At 60.1% G+C, this 16497-nt stretch carries 19 protein-coding genes and 3 tRNA genes; 13 read left to right on the forward strand and 9 right to left on the reverse strand.

Translation table 11 applies throughout. The features are described 5' to 3' along the window. Position 1: 1 nt before the first annotated feature. The 3 genes from CS903_RS04915 to CS903_RS04925 form a co-directional block, all read right to left on the reverse strand. Positions 2 to 760: an EamA family transporter gene (locus tag CS903_RS04915; RefSeq protein ID WP_242491763.1), complete on the reverse strand. Its 759-nt coding sequence runs from the start codon at positions 758 to 760 to the stop codon at positions 2 to 4. A 143-nt stretch (positions 761 to 903) separates the two neighbouring features. Beyond that, entirely contained in the window at positions 904 to 1314 is a 411-nt protein-coding gene (gene msrB / locus CS903_RS04920; RefSeq protein ID WP_099332439.1) for a peptide-methionine (R)-S-oxide reductase MsrB, read from the reverse strand. An 11-nt stretch (positions 1315 to 1325) separates the two neighbouring features. Further along, on the reverse strand, positions 1326 to 2855 hold the full coding sequence (locus CS903_RS04925; protein WP_099332440.1) for a mechanosensitive ion channel family protein: 1530 nt from the start codon (positions 2853 to 2855) through the stop codon (positions 1326 to 1328). Positions 2856 to 2984: 129 nt separating this feature from the next. Here CS903_RS04925 and CS903_RS04930 point away from each other — a divergent pair. The 5 genes from CS903_RS04930 (at position 2985) to CS903_RS04945 (ending at position 4037) form a co-directional block, all read left to right on the forward strand. Further along, positions 2985 to 3057 (forward strand) — tRNA-Glu (locus CS903_RS04930). Between the two features lie 138 nt (positions 3058 to 3195). Continuing rightward, positions 3196 to 3269: transfer RNA gene (locus tag CS903_RS04935), tRNA-Asp, on the forward strand. Between the two features lie 29 nt (positions 3270 to 3298). After that, a tRNA-Phe gene (locus CS903_RS04940) sits at positions 3299 to 3371 on the forward strand. A gap of 85 nt (positions 3372 to 3456) precedes the next feature. Then, the gene (locus CS903_RS09300) at positions 3457 to 3660 is read left to right on the forward strand and encodes a hypothetical protein (protein WP_129587600.1); all 204 of its coding nucleotides are present in this window, start codon (positions 3457 to 3459) and stop codon (positions 3658 to 3660) included. Then, positions 3657 to 4037 carry a type II toxin-antitoxin system death-on-curing family toxin gene (locus tag CS903_RS04945; protein ID WP_242491764.1) on the forward strand — a complete coding sequence of 127 codons (381 nt, stop codon included), beginning with the start codon at positions 3657 to 3659 and terminating at the stop codon, positions 4035 to 4037. The genes CS903_RS09300 and CS903_RS04945 overlap by 4 nt, the downstream gene beginning before the upstream one ends. Positions 4038 to 4109: 72 nt before the next feature. Here the strand turns inward: CS903_RS04945 and CS903_RS04950 are convergent, their stop codons facing one another. Together CS903_RS04950 and CS903_RS04955 are read right to left on the reverse strand one after the other, a co-directional pair. Next, entirely contained in the window at positions 4110 to 5597 is a 1488-nt protein-coding gene (locus CS903_RS04950) for a carboxylesterase/lipase family protein (protein WP_099332441.1), read from the reverse strand. Positions 5598 to 5647: 50 nt separating this feature from the next. Further along, positions 5648 to 6085 (reverse strand): glycoside hydrolase family 3 N-terminal domain-containing protein, encoded by a 438-nt coding sequence (locus CS903_RS04955; RefSeq protein ID WP_207203755.1) that lies wholly within the window; start codon positions 6083 to 6085, stop codon positions 5648 to 5650. Here CS903_RS04955 and CS903_RS09455 point away from each other — a divergent pair. Beyond that, complete coding sequence (locus CS903_RS09455) at positions 6077 to 6433, forward strand: hypothetical protein (protein WP_207203756.1); 357 nt, start codon at positions 6077 to 6079, stop codon at positions 6431 to 6433. The two genes, CS903_RS04955 and CS903_RS09455, sit on opposite strands and share 9 nt — an antisense overlap. A gap of 52 nt (positions 6434 to 6485) precedes the next feature. On the opposite strand, the gene CS903_RS04960 is transcribed toward CS903_RS09455, so the two are convergent. Then, a complete protein-coding gene (locus CS903_RS04960) occupies positions 6486 to 8201 on the reverse strand; it encodes a SulP family inorganic anion transporter (protein WP_207203757.1) in 1716 nt (571 codons plus the stop codon). 220 nt (positions 8202 to 8421) lie between these two features. Here CS903_RS04960 and CS903_RS04965 point away from each other — a divergent pair, with 220 nt between their 5' ends. Beyond that, entirely contained in the window at positions 8422 to 8850 is a 429-nt protein-coding gene (locus CS903_RS04965) for an ATP-binding cassette domain-containing protein (RefSeq protein WP_099332444.1), read from the forward strand. A 140-nt stretch (positions 8851 to 8990) separates the two neighbouring features. Next, a complete protein-coding gene (locus CS903_RS04970; RefSeq protein ID WP_099332445.1) occupies positions 8991 to 9395 on the forward strand; it encodes a cupin domain-containing protein in 405 nt (134 codons plus the stop codon). A gap of 44 nt (positions 9396 to 9439) precedes the next feature. Here CS903_RS04970 and CS903_RS04975 read toward each other — a convergent pair whose 3' ends face one another. Beyond that, positions 9440 to 10621: a class I SAM-dependent methyltransferase gene (locus tag CS903_RS04975; RefSeq protein WP_099332446.1), complete on the reverse strand. Its 1182-nt coding sequence runs from the start codon at positions 10619 to 10621 to the stop codon at positions 9440 to 9442. A 50-nt stretch (positions 10622 to 10671) separates the two neighbouring features. Here CS903_RS04975 and CS903_RS04980 point away from each other — a divergent pair, with 50 nt between their 5' ends. Genes CS903_RS04980 through CS903_RS04990 form a run of 3 tightly spaced genes read left to right on the forward strand, consistent with a single transcriptional unit; the run spans position 10672 to position 13260 of the window. Then, positions 10672 to 11880 (forward strand): MFS transporter, encoded by a 1209-nt coding sequence (locus tag CS903_RS04980; protein ID WP_207203758.1) that lies wholly within the window; start codon positions 10672 to 10674, stop codon positions 11878 to 11880. A 55-nt stretch (positions 11881 to 11935) separates the two neighbouring features. Further along, a complete protein-coding gene (locus CS903_RS04985; protein ID WP_099332448.1) occupies positions 11936 to 13054 on the forward strand; it encodes a UDP-N-acetylmuramate dehydrogenase in 1119 nt (372 codons plus the stop codon). Beyond that, positions 13054 to 13260, forward strand: a complete 207-nt coding sequence (locus CS903_RS04990; RefSeq protein ID WP_099332449.1) for a hypothetical protein — start codon at positions 13054 to 13056, stop codon at positions 13258 to 13260. The genes CS903_RS04985 and CS903_RS04990 overlap by 1 nt, the downstream gene beginning before the upstream one ends. Here CS903_RS04990 and CS903_RS04995 read toward each other — a convergent pair. Next, complete coding sequence (locus tag CS903_RS04995; protein WP_099332550.1) at positions 13257 to 13748, reverse strand: phosphoribosyltransferase; 492 nt, start codon at positions 13746 to 13748, stop codon at positions 13257 to 13259. The genes CS903_RS04990 and CS903_RS04995 overlap by 4 nt on opposite strands. Before the next feature lie 103 nt (positions 13749 to 13851). Here CS903_RS04995 and CS903_RS05000 point away from each other — a divergent pair, with 103 nt between their 5' ends. Beyond that, on the forward strand, positions 13852 to 14472 hold the full coding sequence (locus CS903_RS05000) for an NUDIX domain-containing protein (RefSeq protein ID WP_099332450.1): 621 nt from the start codon (positions 13852 to 13854) through the stop codon (positions 14470 to 14472). A gap of 12 nt (positions 14473 to 14484) precedes the next feature. On the opposite strand, the gene CS903_RS05005 is transcribed toward CS903_RS05000, so the two are convergent. Then, positions 14485 to 15375, reverse strand: a complete 891-nt coding sequence (locus CS903_RS05005; RefSeq protein WP_099332451.1) for a D-hexose-6-phosphate mutarotase — start codon at positions 15373 to 15375, stop codon at positions 14485 to 14487. 101 nt (positions 15376 to 15476) lie between these two features. Here CS903_RS05005 and CS903_RS05010 point away from each other — a divergent pair, with 101 nt between their 5' ends. Beyond that, a complete protein-coding gene (locus tag CS903_RS05010) occupies positions 15477 to 16490 on the forward strand; it encodes an aldo/keto reductase family protein (RefSeq protein ID WP_099332452.1) in 1014 nt (337 codons plus the stop codon). The last annotated feature ends 7 nt before the right edge of the window (positions 16491 to 16497 follow it).

Genomic DNA, 16497 nt, shown 5'->3' on the forward strand with positions numbered 1-16497 from the left:
CTTAAACGGCCTGGGACGGCCTCGACGCCAGCCAGACAGCGATTGAGATCAGTACCAAACCTACCAACTCTGCTACGGAGGGAATCTGCCGCAGCGCCACGGCCCCCACCAGTGTGGAGGTAGCCGGAAGCAAAGCCGTCAGGAGGGCGAAGGTGGGCGCCGACAGTCTCGAGAATGCCACCGACTCAATCGAGTAGGGAATGGTTGAGGAAAAGAGGGCCACTCCGACCAGTGAGAGAATCAGCGTCCACGTAAACACGGATCCCACTGCCAGAGGTTCGGCAACAACAGGCCCCCACAGGAAAGGCAAGAAAACAACGCCCGCGGCTGCGGTTCCAACCGCCAGGGAGGGCCCCGGTGGAGCAGACTGCGAAATGTGCGATCCAAGCAGGATGTAGAGAGCCCATGCGGCGCCTGCGCCAAGCCCGAAAAGGAACCCCTCAAGCACCCGGGGATCCGTCAGGTCGAGGCCGAGCCCCCCGATTAACGCCACTCCCCCAAATGCGATCAGCGCGGCGATTCGAGGCGCCCATCCTCGTCCTCGAAAAACTGCCACCATCACCGGGCCGACGAACTCAACGGAAACTGCGACCCCGAGGGGAATGCGCGCAATCGACTCGTAGAAAACAAGGTTCATTCCAGCTAGTGCCAGCCCAAACAGGACGGATGTGAAAATGGTGCGTCCTGTCCAACTCACCTTCCACGGGCGCCAGATGAGAATCATGCCGAGGGCGCCGATCGCGACCCGCCACCACACCACCGCACTGGGATCGAGGACCCCAAAAAGGCCGATGGCTATTGCCGCACCAACATACTGAAAAAGCGCTGCGGCAATGAAAAGGGCAGGTGGGGGTATCAGTCCGCCGCGCCAGAAGTCGGCTGATCGTCCCGTCGACTGACGGTTCAGATGTCTTCGGACCCTTCTGCGACAGGCTCAAAGTTCAAGGCTACCGAGTTCAGGCAGTAGCGCAGACCCGTGGGGGTCTGCGGGGCATCCTCGAAGACGTGTCCGAGGTGCGAGTTACAGTTCGAGCAGCGGATCTCGGTACGCGGGTATCCGAGCAGATAGTCCGTGTCCTCTGTGATTGCATCAGGTTTCGCGTTGAAAAACGAGGGCCAACCACAACCCGCATCAAACTTCGTTGAGGCATCGAACAGTTCCTGCCCACAGCCCTTACAGAAGTAGGTTCCAGGCCGCTCCTCGTATAGCAGCTCTCCGGAACCTGGACGTTCTGTCGAAGCCTGCCTGAGAACCTGGAACTCCAGAGTCGACAGACGCTTCCGCCAGGTCTCTTCATCCAGTTCAAAAGCCACAGCCGTCCTCCTTAGTTCACGTCCTCATTCTTCGAGGACGAGGCATCCGGTTCAACGGTAGTCTTCTCGGCATCTCCCCCGCCAGGGGTGTCCGCTGCAGCCTGAACCTCTGCCGCCTTCACCACGTCCTCATCGAAGAAACCGGACTGCGGAATGGACTCTTCTTCCTTCTTTCTCTGTATGGCACGCAGGGTGCGATGCCACAGCGTCTCCTGCCCCGGCCCCGCGAACAGTGCGGAACGGCGGTGTCCATCGGGAGTGCCGGAGAAAAGGCGGGTCCCGCTTGCGGAGTCGTTCCGGCCCGTGTTGAACAGCGCCGCATGGACCTTGTGGGCGGGCTCCGGTGAGGTGAACACCGCGTCTGGATCGGGCTTGACCAGCTCCTCCTTCGTGAAATCACCACCGCCGTAGGGACCGGTCATCGAGGGTCCGGTGAGCATCTGCTTGTCAACGGCATCCGTGGCCATAACGGGGCGTTCCTGTGAACCCTGCGATGTGACCAGCCGTTCCCGCGGCAGGGCCCAGGGCGTGTTCTCGCGAACCCACCCCACCAGGTTTTCGCGTAGGTAGGCGCGCAGGTCCTGCAATCGAGCCCAGTTCTCGCCGGAAACAGTCACCCGCAGTGTCATGTAGGGTCCGGTGAGGTCATAGACCTGCAGGCTCCAGGTCCGACCGTCCCACAGGTCCGTAGCCTCCAGAAGGCGCTGTAGTTCCGCGCGTATTTCTGCCACTGGGGCAGTCCAGTCGACCTGGATACTAAAAGCAGCCAGCTGCGCGGGTGACTTACGGGTCCAGTTCTCAAACCCCTTACTGGTGAACTCACTGGAGGGAAGGATCATGCGGCGCTCATCCCAGATCCGCACCACAACGTAGGTCAGCGTGATCTCTTCAACTACGCCCGGCTGCTCCTCTCCCGGGACCACGATGTTGTCCCCCACCCGCAGGGCATCGGTGAATGCAAGCTGTAGTCCAGCAATGACGTTCCCCAGGGTGGTTTGTGCCGCCAAACCCGCCACGATCGACATCAACCCCGCGGAAGCAAGGACAGACGCCATGGGAGCGCGGGCCGCGGGAAAGGTCAGGAGGACGAGGATGATTGTGAGGCTAACGACACCCCACTGCGACACGCGACGCAGGATCTGGGCCTGAGTGGCGAAGCGGCGCATATCCCGCCCGGTGCGAACATCCGAAAGGATCGCCTTATCCCCAAGGATGGCAAGGCCCGCATAGAATGTCCAACCGCCCAGGAGGATTATTGCCACCAGCAGCACATGGGCAACATGCTGGTACCAGTCTGGTGGTTCGGGTGGCGTGGTGAGGGTAAACCCCATCCACGCCCCCAAACTAATGAACATCAGGGATACCGGTAGTGAGGTACGTCGCTTAAGGTCACCAAACACCAGGTTCTTTCGTAGACCAAGCGAAAGAACAACGGTGACGACCAATGCGATGAGGGCGCCTATCAGGGCGCCGATTACCATGCCCGCGAAGGGCCATTGGCCTGTGCTCAGGGATTCGACAACCTCGTCAACACTTTCCATGGGCCCAGCCTACGGAACCACGGCATCACTTACATTCTGAAAGCCTCAACGAAGTGGATTTGTAGAGAGCTGATCGGTCACGTATGCTTTCCTTCTTGGAGAGAGAGTTTGAGAAAACAACCTTTCCAGGCCCCCATCGTCTAGAGGCCTAGGACACCGCCCTTTCACGGCGGCGACACGGGTTCGAATCCCGTTGGGGGTACATCTTCCAGGGTGCAGTTGGTGATCTAAACATCATCTTCTCGATTTGGGAGAGTGGTTGTTCAACTACTAGAATGATCACAGGCCACGATCTGGAAACAGATTGGTCTTGAAAGAAGTTCCGATTTCTTTCAGGTTAGGCCCCGTAGCGCAGTTGGTTAGCGCGCCGCCCTGTCACGGCGGAGGTCGCGGGTTCAAGTCCCGTCGGGGTCGCGGAAAGTCGGCTTTCAGAGCCGACTTTTGGCTCTGTAGCTCAGTTGGTAGAGCGTTCGACTGAAAATCGAAAGGTCACGGGATCGACGCCCGTCGGAGCCACAAGAACCCGGTAGGTCTTAGGACTGCCGGGATTTTTGCATTTCATCTCTTCCCAAACTTGGTACCATACTGATACCGTTATTGCATGGCTATGCAATTACGACTACATCCCGACGAAGACGCGATGCTCGAAGAGATCGCAAAAAACCTCGGTCTCTCCAAGAACCAGACCGTTGCCACCCTGGTTCGAGGAGAGTGGGAGGCGCAGCAATCACGCACAGTTACTGACAATCTTCTTGACTCCATTTCTGCCCGGCGCAAGAACCTCCTGGAGAGACTCGCTCAGTGACTGTTAGCCTCTGGTGGCCACGTACCGAAGACATCCAGGAATGGCTTCAGAGGCAGGGGTTCTTCTCCAGAGATTGGGGGCTCCTTGCCTCTGCACTTGACCGTCCTCTTACTGTCATCGCAGGACAGGAGATGTACCCAACTTTTTGGTTCAAGTTGGCTGCATTGCTCGATTCGATCCAGAGAAATCATCCCCTGCTTGACGGAAACAAGCGGCTGGGCTTTCTACTTGTCGCGCTGATACTCCAAGCCAACGGGTTTGATGATTCCACTGTTAGCGACGATGAGTGGTACGACCTAATCATTGAGGTCGCGTCAACGCGTATGGACACTAATCAGTTAGCCCAAAGACTCGAAGGCATGCTTAACTCGCCCTGAAACATGTCCATCATTTCTTAACGTGTAGAAGGGGCCGGGTATACAGTCCCCGACCCCCTCTACGAGTGCGCCCTAACCGACTAGCGGGTAGACGGAAGCGAACCCATTTGGCACGTCCTGTGATGGAACGTCCCAAACACGGACTACACGGTCCTTCTTGATGTACCTGGGCCAGCCCGGATCACCGGTGCGGATGAACTGCACGGCCGCATGGTGAAGCTCATCAGCCAGGCACTGCGGCGGAGCATCTCCGGCCAACGGAGCCATCGCGGGCCCATCCAGGCAGTCAAAAAAGAACGGCACGTCGAGGCAGTGCTCGGCAAACCCGAAGGTTCCCGAAGGCCAGGCAAACCTGTATACCCAGGTCGGGGCATTCCTGCGCGCAGCTATTGCTTCGAGCATGGGAACCTTGAACATGCGGTCTGTCAGGATACGCCCACCCAGGCGGTAGTTACCGGCCTCAACAACATCCTTGTTTGCTGCCAAGTACGCCTTGCGCGCCTTCTTGGGAACGCCAAGTTGCCGAAGCAGAAGGGGTTTGGGAACCCACTTCAACTTGCTCTCCATCTCTGCAAGAGCCATCGTGAACTCGTCATCCGTGGCACCGATGACCAGATGCTTGTCCGCGCCAACCCCCTTCTTAATGGAGTCGATGGTGCGCCTGGGGATCAGGGTGCCATCGACAACGGGACCCAGAGATAATCCCTCTTTGAGGATTTTCTCCATTTGGGAGGGGTCAAGGTTACTCAGTTCCTTCTGAACCTCAAGGAGCTTCTCTTCACTAACTGAGCTGAACCCTGCCAGGTCGTTGGAAACCCCCAGCTTCTCGGCCATCTTGGCGGCAAACTCTTTCGCCGCTTCGGTCGAGACGTCGGGAATCGGACTGGAAATGGCGTAGACCTGATGGAACAGGTCCTGCGCCGCTTCGACTCCCAGCAGAGTCAGCACTGCGCCACCGCCGGCTGACTGTCCTGCGATTGTGACCCGACCGGGGTCACCCCCGAAGTCCGCGATGTTGTCCTGCACCCACTGGAGAGCGGCCATCCAGTCGAGGACACCACGGTTGGCGGGAGCGCCCTCTACCCATCCGAAGCCATCGAAACCCAGTCGGTACGACGCGGTCACGGTGACGACATTATCCCGATTGAAGTTACGACCGTCGTACCAGGGACTGGCGGGTGAGCCCGCGAAGTAACCGCCTCCATGAATCCACACCAGGACTGGAAGCCCCGTCCCGGCCTCTGCCTTCTTGGGTGAGGGCGTAAAGACGTTGACATTCAGCGTGCTCTCACCGGGAATGCTGGGTTCAGGAATCAGCGTTACCCCCGGGTCACCCCTCTGTGCGGTGGCACCGAACTCTAGGGCGTCTAGCGTCCCTGTCCACGGTTCCTTCTTAACTGGCGCCTGGAAACGAAGGTCACCGATGGGCGGTTCGGCAAAAGGGATCCCAAGGAACGCTGCTGACCGTGGGTTCGCACCCTCCCCCGTCGTTTCCTTCCATCGCCCTCGGACAACACCCGAACGCGTGGCGACCTCTACGAACTCGACTGGCTGAGTCATTCTTACCTAACTCCTTGCTCCGGTTGGGTTAAGTAAACCTCCCACGAGATTCATCGCGGGAGGTTTACGGACTTGAAGTGCTCGATCTTCTCCTCAGGGAAGTCCAGCGAACCGGAATGGAAGAAGTTCTCGAAGATGGTTGGCCACTCCTCGTAAGGCGCATCGACTCGAAGTATCGCGAGGTCGACCTCGGGATGCAGGGCCAGGCGAATTCCCACCGCGGTGTACTCCTGGCGTGCAATATCTCCAAAGGTCTCAGTCAATGCAGGATCGGCGATTGCTCCGAAACCAATCGGTTCCGGCCACACTGAAAAGCTGCCAGCCAGCATGCCTGCCAGCGGGTTGTTGCTGTATGAGTGGCGAGGATCCGTGGAGATGGTGATGGGGATTCCCAGCCTTGTCTCCTCAGCCATTTTCTGAATCGCGTTGTGCCAACGAGCCATCCCCTCTGCTGTGTCAGCAGCGGTGAGGATGTTGAAGTGGTTCATCTTCCTCTTATTGATGTACTTATCGGTACTTGGGAGGCCGAACTCGGAGTCGCCCTCGGCAAGTTCTCCGTTGGGACCGATGGTGATCATGTTCTGGAAGAACAGGCCGGCCTTTTCCTCCAGGGTCATCTAACTCAGAAGGATCTCTACGCGATCATCAACGCTGCGACCGGGGTCAAGATAGTCGCGGTCGACCGAATCTGCCTCGACCTCGACCCCGAATGGATCGTACGAACAGCCACAGCAGTGGCCGATGGTTTGCAGTCTGCTTGGTTACTGGATCCAACGATAGACATGCCCGCGGACCTGCAGAAGTTCCTCAACCTCATTACGGAGAAGCCAGAGTAGGCCGAGCACCAAGCTCTGGCGAAACCTCTGCGCCCCCGGCTAGCTCCCGGATCTACTGAGCCTCACTCTGCTCGACGGGTTCTTGGTGCGTTTCTCCCTGGTGGGCCAGCTCCAACGCCTCATGATCGGCCTCGGCCTCGCGAATCACGGCTTTAACCCGCAGACTCACACTCTTTGAACCGGATCCATCCCTGGCGATGGACTTCAGCAGGCCCGCGTGTGATTCAGCATGACCGGCTAGGTAGAGGGCATCTTCCATGTTGTCGACCAGCAGGGCCGATCCCGAGTGCTCCCCCACCAGCCCCATGCGTTCCACCAGGCTGCGATACTGCTTCGGCAGACCCTTGATGATGACCAATTTGCCGCGTCGGTTCAGATCCCCTGACAGATCCGCAAGCGCCTTGGCGCCGGTGGCATCCATGACACCGATCCTGGAGAGTCGCAGGATAACTACGTCAACACCACTGAGTTGCGAAATCTCGGACTCGATTCGGTCAGAAACGCCAAAGAACATCGACCCGTCCATGCGGAACACCGCCACTCGGGGACCAGCACCGTGGTTTTCACGGTAAACGCCGGAGTGGTTGGCGAAGTGCCGCAGAACCAGGACCCCGGCCACCAGAACCCCGATGACGATGGCCCAGATGAGGTCGAGGCCGATGGTGATGGTCGCCGTGATGACGAAGACCAGGGCGTCTGAGCGGGTCGAACGCATGATCTGCATGATGGTCTCCCCCGAGACCATCTTGAAGGTGGTCACCATCAAAACCGCTGAGAGTACGAAGAGCGGGATGAACGAAACCAGGCCGGATGCTGCATAGACGACGATCAGAAGTAGAAGTGCGTGGGTGATGGCTGCCAGCCTCGACCTAGCCCCACTTCTCACGTTGACGGCTGTGCGGGCAATCGCCCCTGTTGCAGGCATTCCCCCAAATAGTCCCGAAGCAACGGAAGCCAGTCCCTGGCCGAACAGTTCCCGATCGGGCTCGTATGTTCCGCCCTGCATCATTCCGGCTGCGATACGCGCCGAGAGGAGGGATTCTATTCCTGCCAGTAGGGCGACTGCAGCTGCCGCCGGTAGCAACCTACCCACTATCTCCAGGTTCGCTGCGGGCAGCACGGGTGCGGGTAGCGACGAGGGAATCTCACCGATCAGCGCCACGTCCCAGCGCGCCAGCCACAGCAGAAGAGTTGCCACCACGACCACCACAAGGGATGAGGGCACACGTGGGGCGAAGCGTTCCAAGGCAAGGATGAGAAGGATTGATCCGGCGGTCAGACCCAGGGTGAGGGCGGCGTTGGGCCAACTAGCTGAGAAGGCAGCCTGGAAAGCTCCCTGCAGACTGTTAAGTCCGGGAATCGGTTCCACCCCGAAGGCAGCGGGAACCTGCTGCATGAAGATTGTGACTGCGATTCCCAGTGTGAAGCCCTCAATCACCGGCCAGGGGATCAGCGAGATCGCCCGGCCCAACCCGAGGATTCCACCAAGTATCACCATCAGCCCCGCCAAGACGGAGAGAAGGGGCAGCACCCCCACACCCTCGGCAGCCACAATCGGGGCGATGATGACCACCATGGCGCCGGTGGGGCCGGAGACCTGGACCCGCGACCCGCCAAAGACAGCCGCAACGAAACCCGCGACTATGGCGGTGATCAAGCCGGCAGCCGCACCGACCCCGGAAGAGACTCCGAAGGCTAGGGCTAGCGGCAGCGCCACCACACCAACCGTGACTCCGGCTATGAGATCTTTTCGCCAGGAACGCCGCATCTGGCCAACGTCTGACGGTCGAGGTAGAAGCCCACGTAAATGTGTGAGTACCGGTGACAAAAGGATCCTTCCAGAGGACGCAAAGGCGCCCCGCAGGGCTACGATTGGTGGGTGAAGTGAACACCCAAGCTTAGCCAGCCTCGGTGACATAGGGAAACGCGCACCCCCGGGAACACGCCAGAAAGTCCTGGTTCCACCCCTCTGGCAATGCGAAACCAGCATGAATCCCGTCATCCACACCTCCGCCCTTACCAAGAACTTTGGAACAACACGGGCTCTCGACGGCCTGGACCTAGAGGTTCGGCAGGGCGAAGTCTTGGGGTTGTTGGGGCCCAATGGGGCCAGCAAGTCCGCCACCTTGCGGATCCTGCTCGGTCAGCTTCGCAAGAGTGGTGGAGACGCAGAGGTGTTCGGATCCGCCCCGTGGACCAAAGCTGTCGATCTGCACCAAAGAGTCGCCTATATTCCAGACGACGTAGAGCTGTGGCCAAGCAGCAGGGGAAGACCGTCCTCCTCTCCAGCCACATCCTGGCGCAGGTGGAGGTCCTGGCCGACCGCATCTCAATCGTCCGTGACGGCCGCATTGTGGAAACTGGAACTATCTCTGATCTGCGACACCTCTCTCGCACTTCCGTGGCGGTGGAACTAGCGACGTCTTCGTCGGGCCTCGCAGAAGATAAGCCCTTATCTTTTGAATGAGCCCTTCCGTTTCAATAGACTTAAAGCATCGCGAGGCGCCCCGGCGCAACACGCCAGACGGACCAAACCAATGGAGTGAAGGAGAAGGAAATGGCAGAACACATCGATCACGGCCCAGGACCATTCGTAATCAATATTGAGGAAGCAACCCTCGAGAATGAGAACTTCCGTACGGCGATCTGGACGGGCAAACACCTGCAGATGACCGTCATGAACATCCCTGTGGGCGGCGACATCGGCCTGGAGATCCACCACCATGAGGACCAGTTCCTTCGCGTCGAACAGGGTCGTGGCCTTGTCCGCATGGGCCCGAAGGAAAACGAGGTTACCTTCGAGGCTGAGGTCAGCGACGACTGGGCCATCCTCATTCCGGTTAACACCTGGCACAACGTCATCAACATCGGTGATGAACCGCTGAAGGTCTACTCAATCTACGGTCCCCCGCACCACGCGAAGGGCACCATCCACAAGACCCAGGCCGACGATATCGACTGATTCGTCCAGTACCTCGGGCGGCGCTTCCCTTACCAAACGGTGGGTTAGTGCCGCCTGAGGCGTTTAACCACCACCGCCGAATGCCTTCCCTGCAGACGCGTCAGGATCACGGAAGCTGCCCGATCGCCCTTGAGCTTGAGCCCCTTGCGGAACTGATCCGGCACAATGTCGACCCCACGCTTGAGTATCTCCAAGGAACCGACCTCATGTATCCGCAGGTACTGCTTCAGTTTCTTGATTGGCATCGCCTCGATCACCTCAAACGCCGTGGCGAGCGGGCCGACCAACAGGGTGTCCCCCGTCAGGTAGGCCATTCCCTCTGAAACCGGTCCAGCTTCAAGCTTTCCGGCGAGGACGTGGAGGCCGCCGGAACGGATCACCGCCCCGTCTGGCTCATAGATGTAGCGCCCCAGTTCCACCGGAGTCATCGGCACCACCGGCGAGGTCGGTTCGTCCGTTGCCACCAACTCGACCATTTCACCGTCACTGATGATGAGGGCGGAGCGACCCGGCCTGGCCGCAAGCGCCCCGAACCACAGCCCGGCCTCGACAACGTCTCCGTTCACAGAAACCCACTGGACGTGCGCGTCCTCCGGAAGGTCCGGGTAGGCAATACCCGGCGCCACCTTTACCCCCAGGTTAGGAACTACGTTGCGGATCGCCAGGACCCGGTCGAAGGGTGGGGAGTAGTCAGCGGGGTTGAAGGTGCGTCCCCGGGCTCCGCGCCGAGCCGGATCGGCAAAGACCCCGTCAAAGTCCGTGAACTCAATGTCGAGCCCATCCCCGTTGACTACCTGCGCGTTGGGAAAAACAGAGAGATTATGCGTGGCACACCCGGCGGTAACTTCATCAAACTCGACGGCGGTCACCTCCAGCCCGGCGCGGGCGAAAGCCATTGAGTCGGCCCCAACTCCACTGGTAATGTCCGCGACCGTCCGGCAGCCCGCGCGTGCAAAGCGGGAGGCGTGAAGATCAGCCACAACCGCCCTGGTCGCCTGCTGCACCCCCGCCACGGTAAAGAGCATGCGCCGTGCATCCTCACCGAACTTCGCCTCACCCCGGGCCCGCAGATGCTGCTGTGTGAGGGCGGAGGCGACCAGGTCCGGTTCATACCCTTCGGCACGCAGCCTGCGTGACAGCTCTTCGACACCGCGGGGATCGTAGGGCGGAAGCGAGTCAACCAGGGCGAGAGCCTGCGGGTTCAGCAGGTGAAAGACACCATCCATAGTCGGTATTCTGTCAGGTGATCCCCCCGTTCCCCATCGGAGGCGCGCCCTTGTACTCGACGCTGTTAGCAATGATCTACCTGGCCTTCGTGAGCCTTGGCCTGCCGGACTCCCTGGTCGGTGCCGGGTGGCCGGTCATGCATGGGGATCTCGGGGTGCCGACCTCTTACGCAGGCATCATCACCATGCTGATCGCGGTCGGAACCATCGTCTCTAGCCTGCAGTCCGACCGGCTGACCCGCAGGTTCGGGACCGGAGTTGTCACCACCACCAGCGTCGCCCTCACCGCAGCCGCCCTGATTGGTTTCTCCACCGCTTCCGAGTTCTGGATGCTGCTGATCTGGACCATTCCCTACGGGCTGGGAGCCGGCGCGGTTGATGCCGCCCTCAACAACTACGTGGCTCTGCACTACTCCTCAAGACACATGAGTTGGCTGCACAGCTGCTGGGGGGTTGGTGCGGCAATCAGCCCGTTCATCATGAGCTACTCGCTTACCCAGGGGCTCGGCTGGTCATCTGGCTTCCGCGTCGTCGGCCTCATCCAGATCATCATTACCTTCCTTCTGCTTGCCGGGATTCCCCTGTGGAACAAGGTCAACCCACCCGTCGTAACCAAGGCTGACGATAGTGATGAGGACGTGGCAGCAGCAGGACCTCACATCAGCGTTGCGCAGGCCCTGAAGATTCGCGGGGTCCCCTTTGTCCTCGCTGCCTTCTTCACGTACTGCGCCATTGAGGCCACCACGATTCTCTGGGCTTCCACCTTCCTGGTCCAAGACCGAGCGGTAGCGGCGACAACGGCCGCCAGTTTCGCCTCCCTGTTCCTGATTGGTATTACCGCTGGCCGCTTCCTCAGTGGCTTTATCGCTGACCGGGTGGGGGACCGCGGCATGATCCGCCTCGGTACCCTCCTCGTTGGTGTTGGTGTCGTCCTCATCATGATTCCGCTGGAGAACGATGGTTTGGCTCTGGCCGGCCTGGTGACTGCCGGGTTTGGTTGCGCGCCGATCTATCCCTCAATCATCCACTCCACTCCCACCAACTTTGGTCGCCACACCTCGCACGCCATCATCGGTATTCAGATGGCAGCGGCCTACCTAGGTAGCACCCTGATGCCCCCACTCTTTGGGTTCATTGCCCAGGGGGTGGGCATGTGGCTGTTCCCCTTCTATCTGGCACTCTTGGCCGTGGTGATGTTCGTGATGTCAGAACTGCTCAACCGCTCGGTTGGTCGAGTTAAAGAGGCGACCCCCGTCTAGGACTTAGGTCTCAGAAGACCCTTCCAAACCTCCTGTTTCAGACGTATGGTGAAGTATGGAGTTCGCCGAACTAACGACGCTCCGGACCGGGGGATCGGCCCCTCCGCTCCTGGAAGCAATGTCAGAGGCCGAGCTTGTCGAGGCCATAACTTCGGCTGATGCCCGGGGGGAGGGTGTCCTCGTCATCGGGCGGGGCTCCCACCTGGTTGTGAGTGAATCAGGATGGGACGGCCTCCTCATTCGTGACGCTCGTCAGGACATCAGCGAGGTCGACTCGTTTGTTGCCTGCGGAGGCTCAACCATGCGGGCGACCGCGGGAACAGACTGGGACACCTTCGTGCAGTCCACCCTGGATAACGATCTGGCGGGACTCGAGATGCTCTCGGGGATTCCAGGGACCGTCGGGGCAGCCCCGGTCCAAAATCTAGGCGCCTACGGCCAGGAAGTCGCTCAGACCATCGCGCAGGTCCGCGCGCTTGATCGGGAGTCAGGCCTCATTCGCACCCTGAGCCGTTTTGATATGCACTTCGGGTACCGCACCTCAATCATCAGCCGCTCCATGGACTCGACAGCGCCGGGTGAGGGACACAGTTGGGGTCCGACGGGACGCTGGGTCGTCCTTGAGGTCACTTTCCAGCTGCGCAGCGCCAGCCTCTCGGAGCCGATTCGCTACCAGAGTTTGGCCGACCGCCTCGGAGTGGAACTTGGCACCAGGGTTCCTGCCCGTGAAGTTCGCGAGCAAATCCTAAAGATTCGACGCGAGACTGGCATGCTGTGGGACCCGGAGGACAGCGCTACCTGGTCGGTCGGGTCATACTTCCGAAACCCGATCGTGAGCGATGACTTTGCTAGCAAACTACCGGGGGACCTGCCGCGCTTCCCAGTGCGCAACCAGGCGATGTTCGTCAGCGGCTCAGTGAACAAGCAAGCCCCGCAGGTTCAAGGAAAAACCAAGCTGTCGGCAGCATGGATGATCGAGGCCGCTGGCTTTCACCCGGGCTTTAAGGTTCGTGACAGCTCTGGAGCAGCCCTGTCCGATAGGTACGTCCTTGCCATCACCAATCAGGGCGAAGCCACGGCGGCTGAAGTACACGAACTCGCGTCGGCAGTCCGCGACAAAGTACGAACCAGGTTTGGCGTCACCCTGGACTTCACTCCCGTCACCGTGGCGTGATGTCATCAGAGGAAACGACGCCCCCGGAGGTAACCCGCTGGGAAGCCCTCGGGGGCGCCTGGCGCATCGCACAGGTAGCACCCGGGCACGTCGAGGTCGACCTTCTGCAGTGCGATGGCGGCCAAATAGCAGACCGCATCACCCTAACCGGGCCGGAAAACACCGCCTGGGCTCTAGCGGCCCCAGTCAATAAGCCCGGGTCTTAGTTGTCGATGTTCTCAGCACCCGTTATGGGCGGCAGCGATGACCAGGGGAACGAGATCCACTCTTCTGTGTGTTCCCAGACGAAGTCACAGTCGATGACGGACCGTTCCTTCTGGTAGAGGACGGCCACCTTGATCTGATCCGTGTACTCGGCGCAGATATCGTAGACAAACTGGAGGGTCCGCCCCGAGTCAGCCACGTCATCAACGATGAGGACGCGCTTATCGCGCAGTCCGTGGTGTGCGGGAACGGGATCAACTAACCGAGGATCAGGAAGGGTGGTGCCCACACCCGTGTAAAACTCAACGTTCAGCACCAGTAACGACTTGAGGTCGAGCGCGTAGGCGATGGCACCCGCAGGAATCAGACCTCCTCGAGCCACACAGACAATAATCTCGGGTTCAAACCCCGACTCCCACACCATTGCCGCCATCTCTCGAGAGGCAACTCCGAACTGGTCCCAGTCAAGTACTTCGCGCTTATCTGCCATAGAGATATTCTTCCAGCCCAAAGCGCCACCACGAAAGCTGAGCACGCCATTGTCACGGGTTCCACTCAGATCGGCCATGATGGTCTTGAAAAGGGGAGGGAAAATGCGTGCAGACACGAAGAAGTCCTGGCCGGTGGTTAGACGGACCACCCTGGGGGTCGGAGCCATCTCAACCTTTGTCAACGAGGTTGTTCGCACCCCGAGCGGGCAGACGATGAACCGACAGTTCCTCACCCACCCCGGAGCCGTGGCTGTAGTGGCGTGGGATGAGGTCGAGGATACGATCCTGGTGCTGCGCCAATACCGCCACCCCGTCGGAATGGAACTGGTCGAGGTTCCTGCCGGTCTGCTCGACGTCGAGGGTGAGGACTACCTCGTGGCGGCGCAGCGGGAACTGGCAGAGGAGGCCGAGGTGGCGGCGGGACGCTGGGACGTCCTCGTCGATATCTTCACCACCCCCGGTGCCTGCGAGGAATCGCTGCGTGTCTTCCTGGCCCGCGACCTCTCTCCGGCCCCACGTCCCGCGGGCTTTGCTCCCGAGGACGAAGAGGCCGAAATGTCGGTTCACCTCGTGGCTCGCGAAGACCTGGTGAAGGCCATTCTGGCCGGAGACTGCCAGAGCCCTCCCCTGGTTTCGGGGGTTATGGCCCTGGAGGTGGCGCGTCTGCGGGGTCAGCTCGACTCGCTTCGCCCCAGTGATGCTCCCTGGCGGGCTCGCGAGTAGGGGCGCACCGGGCTAGATCTTTGCCACCTCGTAGCGCACCCGCATGGTGTGCTCTTCCCCGGGCTGCAGTGTGATCGCATTATCGAGGGCGTTCCCGGACTCAACACAGATGAACCTGCGGTACTCTCCCTCTCCGAGATCAGCCATTTCCCGGGCTGCCTCAGGACCCGGGTTCCACACGATGGTGGTTCCGGAGTGCTCTTTCACAATGCGGATCTGCCGGCTGTTGCCGCGGTCCATGATGACCGCAGGTGCGGGTGACTGGTAGACACGATCGACCATACCCGGGAATGTAATCGGTCCCTCCTGGACTGCGTCCACACCACCTGGAGCCTTATCGAGGTAGGGTACCCCTTCCAGTCCGGTCACCTCAGTCCCAGTTAAGTCAGCCACCGCGAAGTAGGTGTGCACCGCCTCCTCATACTGAAACGCGCCCTCCCCTGTGTTCTTGACCGTGAAGGTGAGGTCGAGCAGCGTGTCTGAGAACAGGGCCTCCAGTGTGGCGTGGAAGGGCAGGGGGGAAACATCCCCGGGTGCCTCTTCAATCGGAACGTCATCCTGGTCCAGTTCGTAGCGGACCAGCCAGGCCCCGGCGACTCCGACCTCGTCAGCCACAAGTCGCCAGTTCAGGTTGCGTGCGAAGCCGTGCTTCTTTCCGCCACGTTCGACCCCCAGGAGAGGAGCCCCCTCATAGTGGTCACGAAACGCGCCGAACCAGGGGAAGCAAAGCGGGATACCGCCCCTGATGGTGCTGCCCACCCCACTGTTAGTTGCGGAGGAAACGAAAAGGAGCGGCCCGAAGGTCTCACTGTCCCAACGGCTGACCTGAGCTCCAGCGGAGTGCGCCTCGAAGGTGCCCTGGGCGGTCTTGGCCCCGGCAACTGCATCCTGGTTTGTAGTCATACCTCTATTGTCCGCTGTTTTCGTCCGGTTCGGCAGATGATTTTTGGCTTCTTCGGCATTCCTCGAGTAGCGAAGTGGGTCGACACTGATAGTTTCTATACATGGTTGACTATCGCTACCTGGGAAACTCAGGACTTAAGATCACAGAAATCACCTACGGCAACTGGGTCACGCACGGATTGCAGGTTGACAGCGACAAGGCAGTCGCCACAGTTCACCGCGCGCTCGACCTCGGCATCACCTCATTCGACACCGCTGACACCTACGCCAACACCGAGGCGGAGAAGATTCTCGGAAAAGCCCTGGCGGGAATCCCCCGGGAGAACCTGGAGATCTTCACCAAGGTGTACTGGCCGATTGGCAACAAGGGACCTAACAACGTTGGCCTGTCGCGGAAGCACATCTTCGATGGTATCCACGGCTCACTTAAGCGCCTCGGGGTGGACTATGTCGACCTCTACCAGGCCCACCGCTACGACTATGAAACCCCGCTGGAAGAGACCATGCGCGCCTTTGGTGACATCGTTCGTCAGGGGAAGGCCATGTACATTGGCGTGTCCGAATGGACCGCGGAGCAGATTCGTGCGGGTCACGAACTGGCGACCGAGATGGGGTTCCAGTTGGTTTCAAACCAACCCCAGTACTCGGCGCTGTGGCGGGTTATCGAGGATCGAGTAGTCCCCACCTGTGAGGAACTGGGAATGTCCCAGATCGTCTGGTCTCCGATGGCGCAGGGCGTCCTCTCCGGCAAGTACATTCCCGGACAGGCTGCGCCTGCTGGTTCACGAGCCACTGATGACAAGGGCGGAGCCAACTTCGTCAAGCGTTTCATGGACACAAAGACCCTTCAGGCCGTGCAGGATCTCAAGCCGATTGCAGCCGAAGCCGGACTATCGATGCCGCAGATGGCAATCGCCTGGGTCCTGCAGAACCCCAATGTGGCAGCCGCCCTTGTCGGGGCCTCACGTCCCGATCAGCTTGACGAGACCGTCAAGGCCTCTGGAATCAAGTTGGACGCCGACACGATGGCAGCCATCAACGGTGTTCTTACCGGGGTGAGCGAGATGGATCCGGAGCAGACCTACTCGGTCTCTCCGGCTACTCGCCCGGCGTAGGCCTTTT

The organism is Actinomyces minihominis, from assembly GCF_900187855.1.
Taxonomy (GTDB): Bacteria; Actinomycetota; Actinomycetes; order Actinomycetales; family Actinomycetaceae; genus Scrofimicrobium; species Scrofimicrobium minihominis.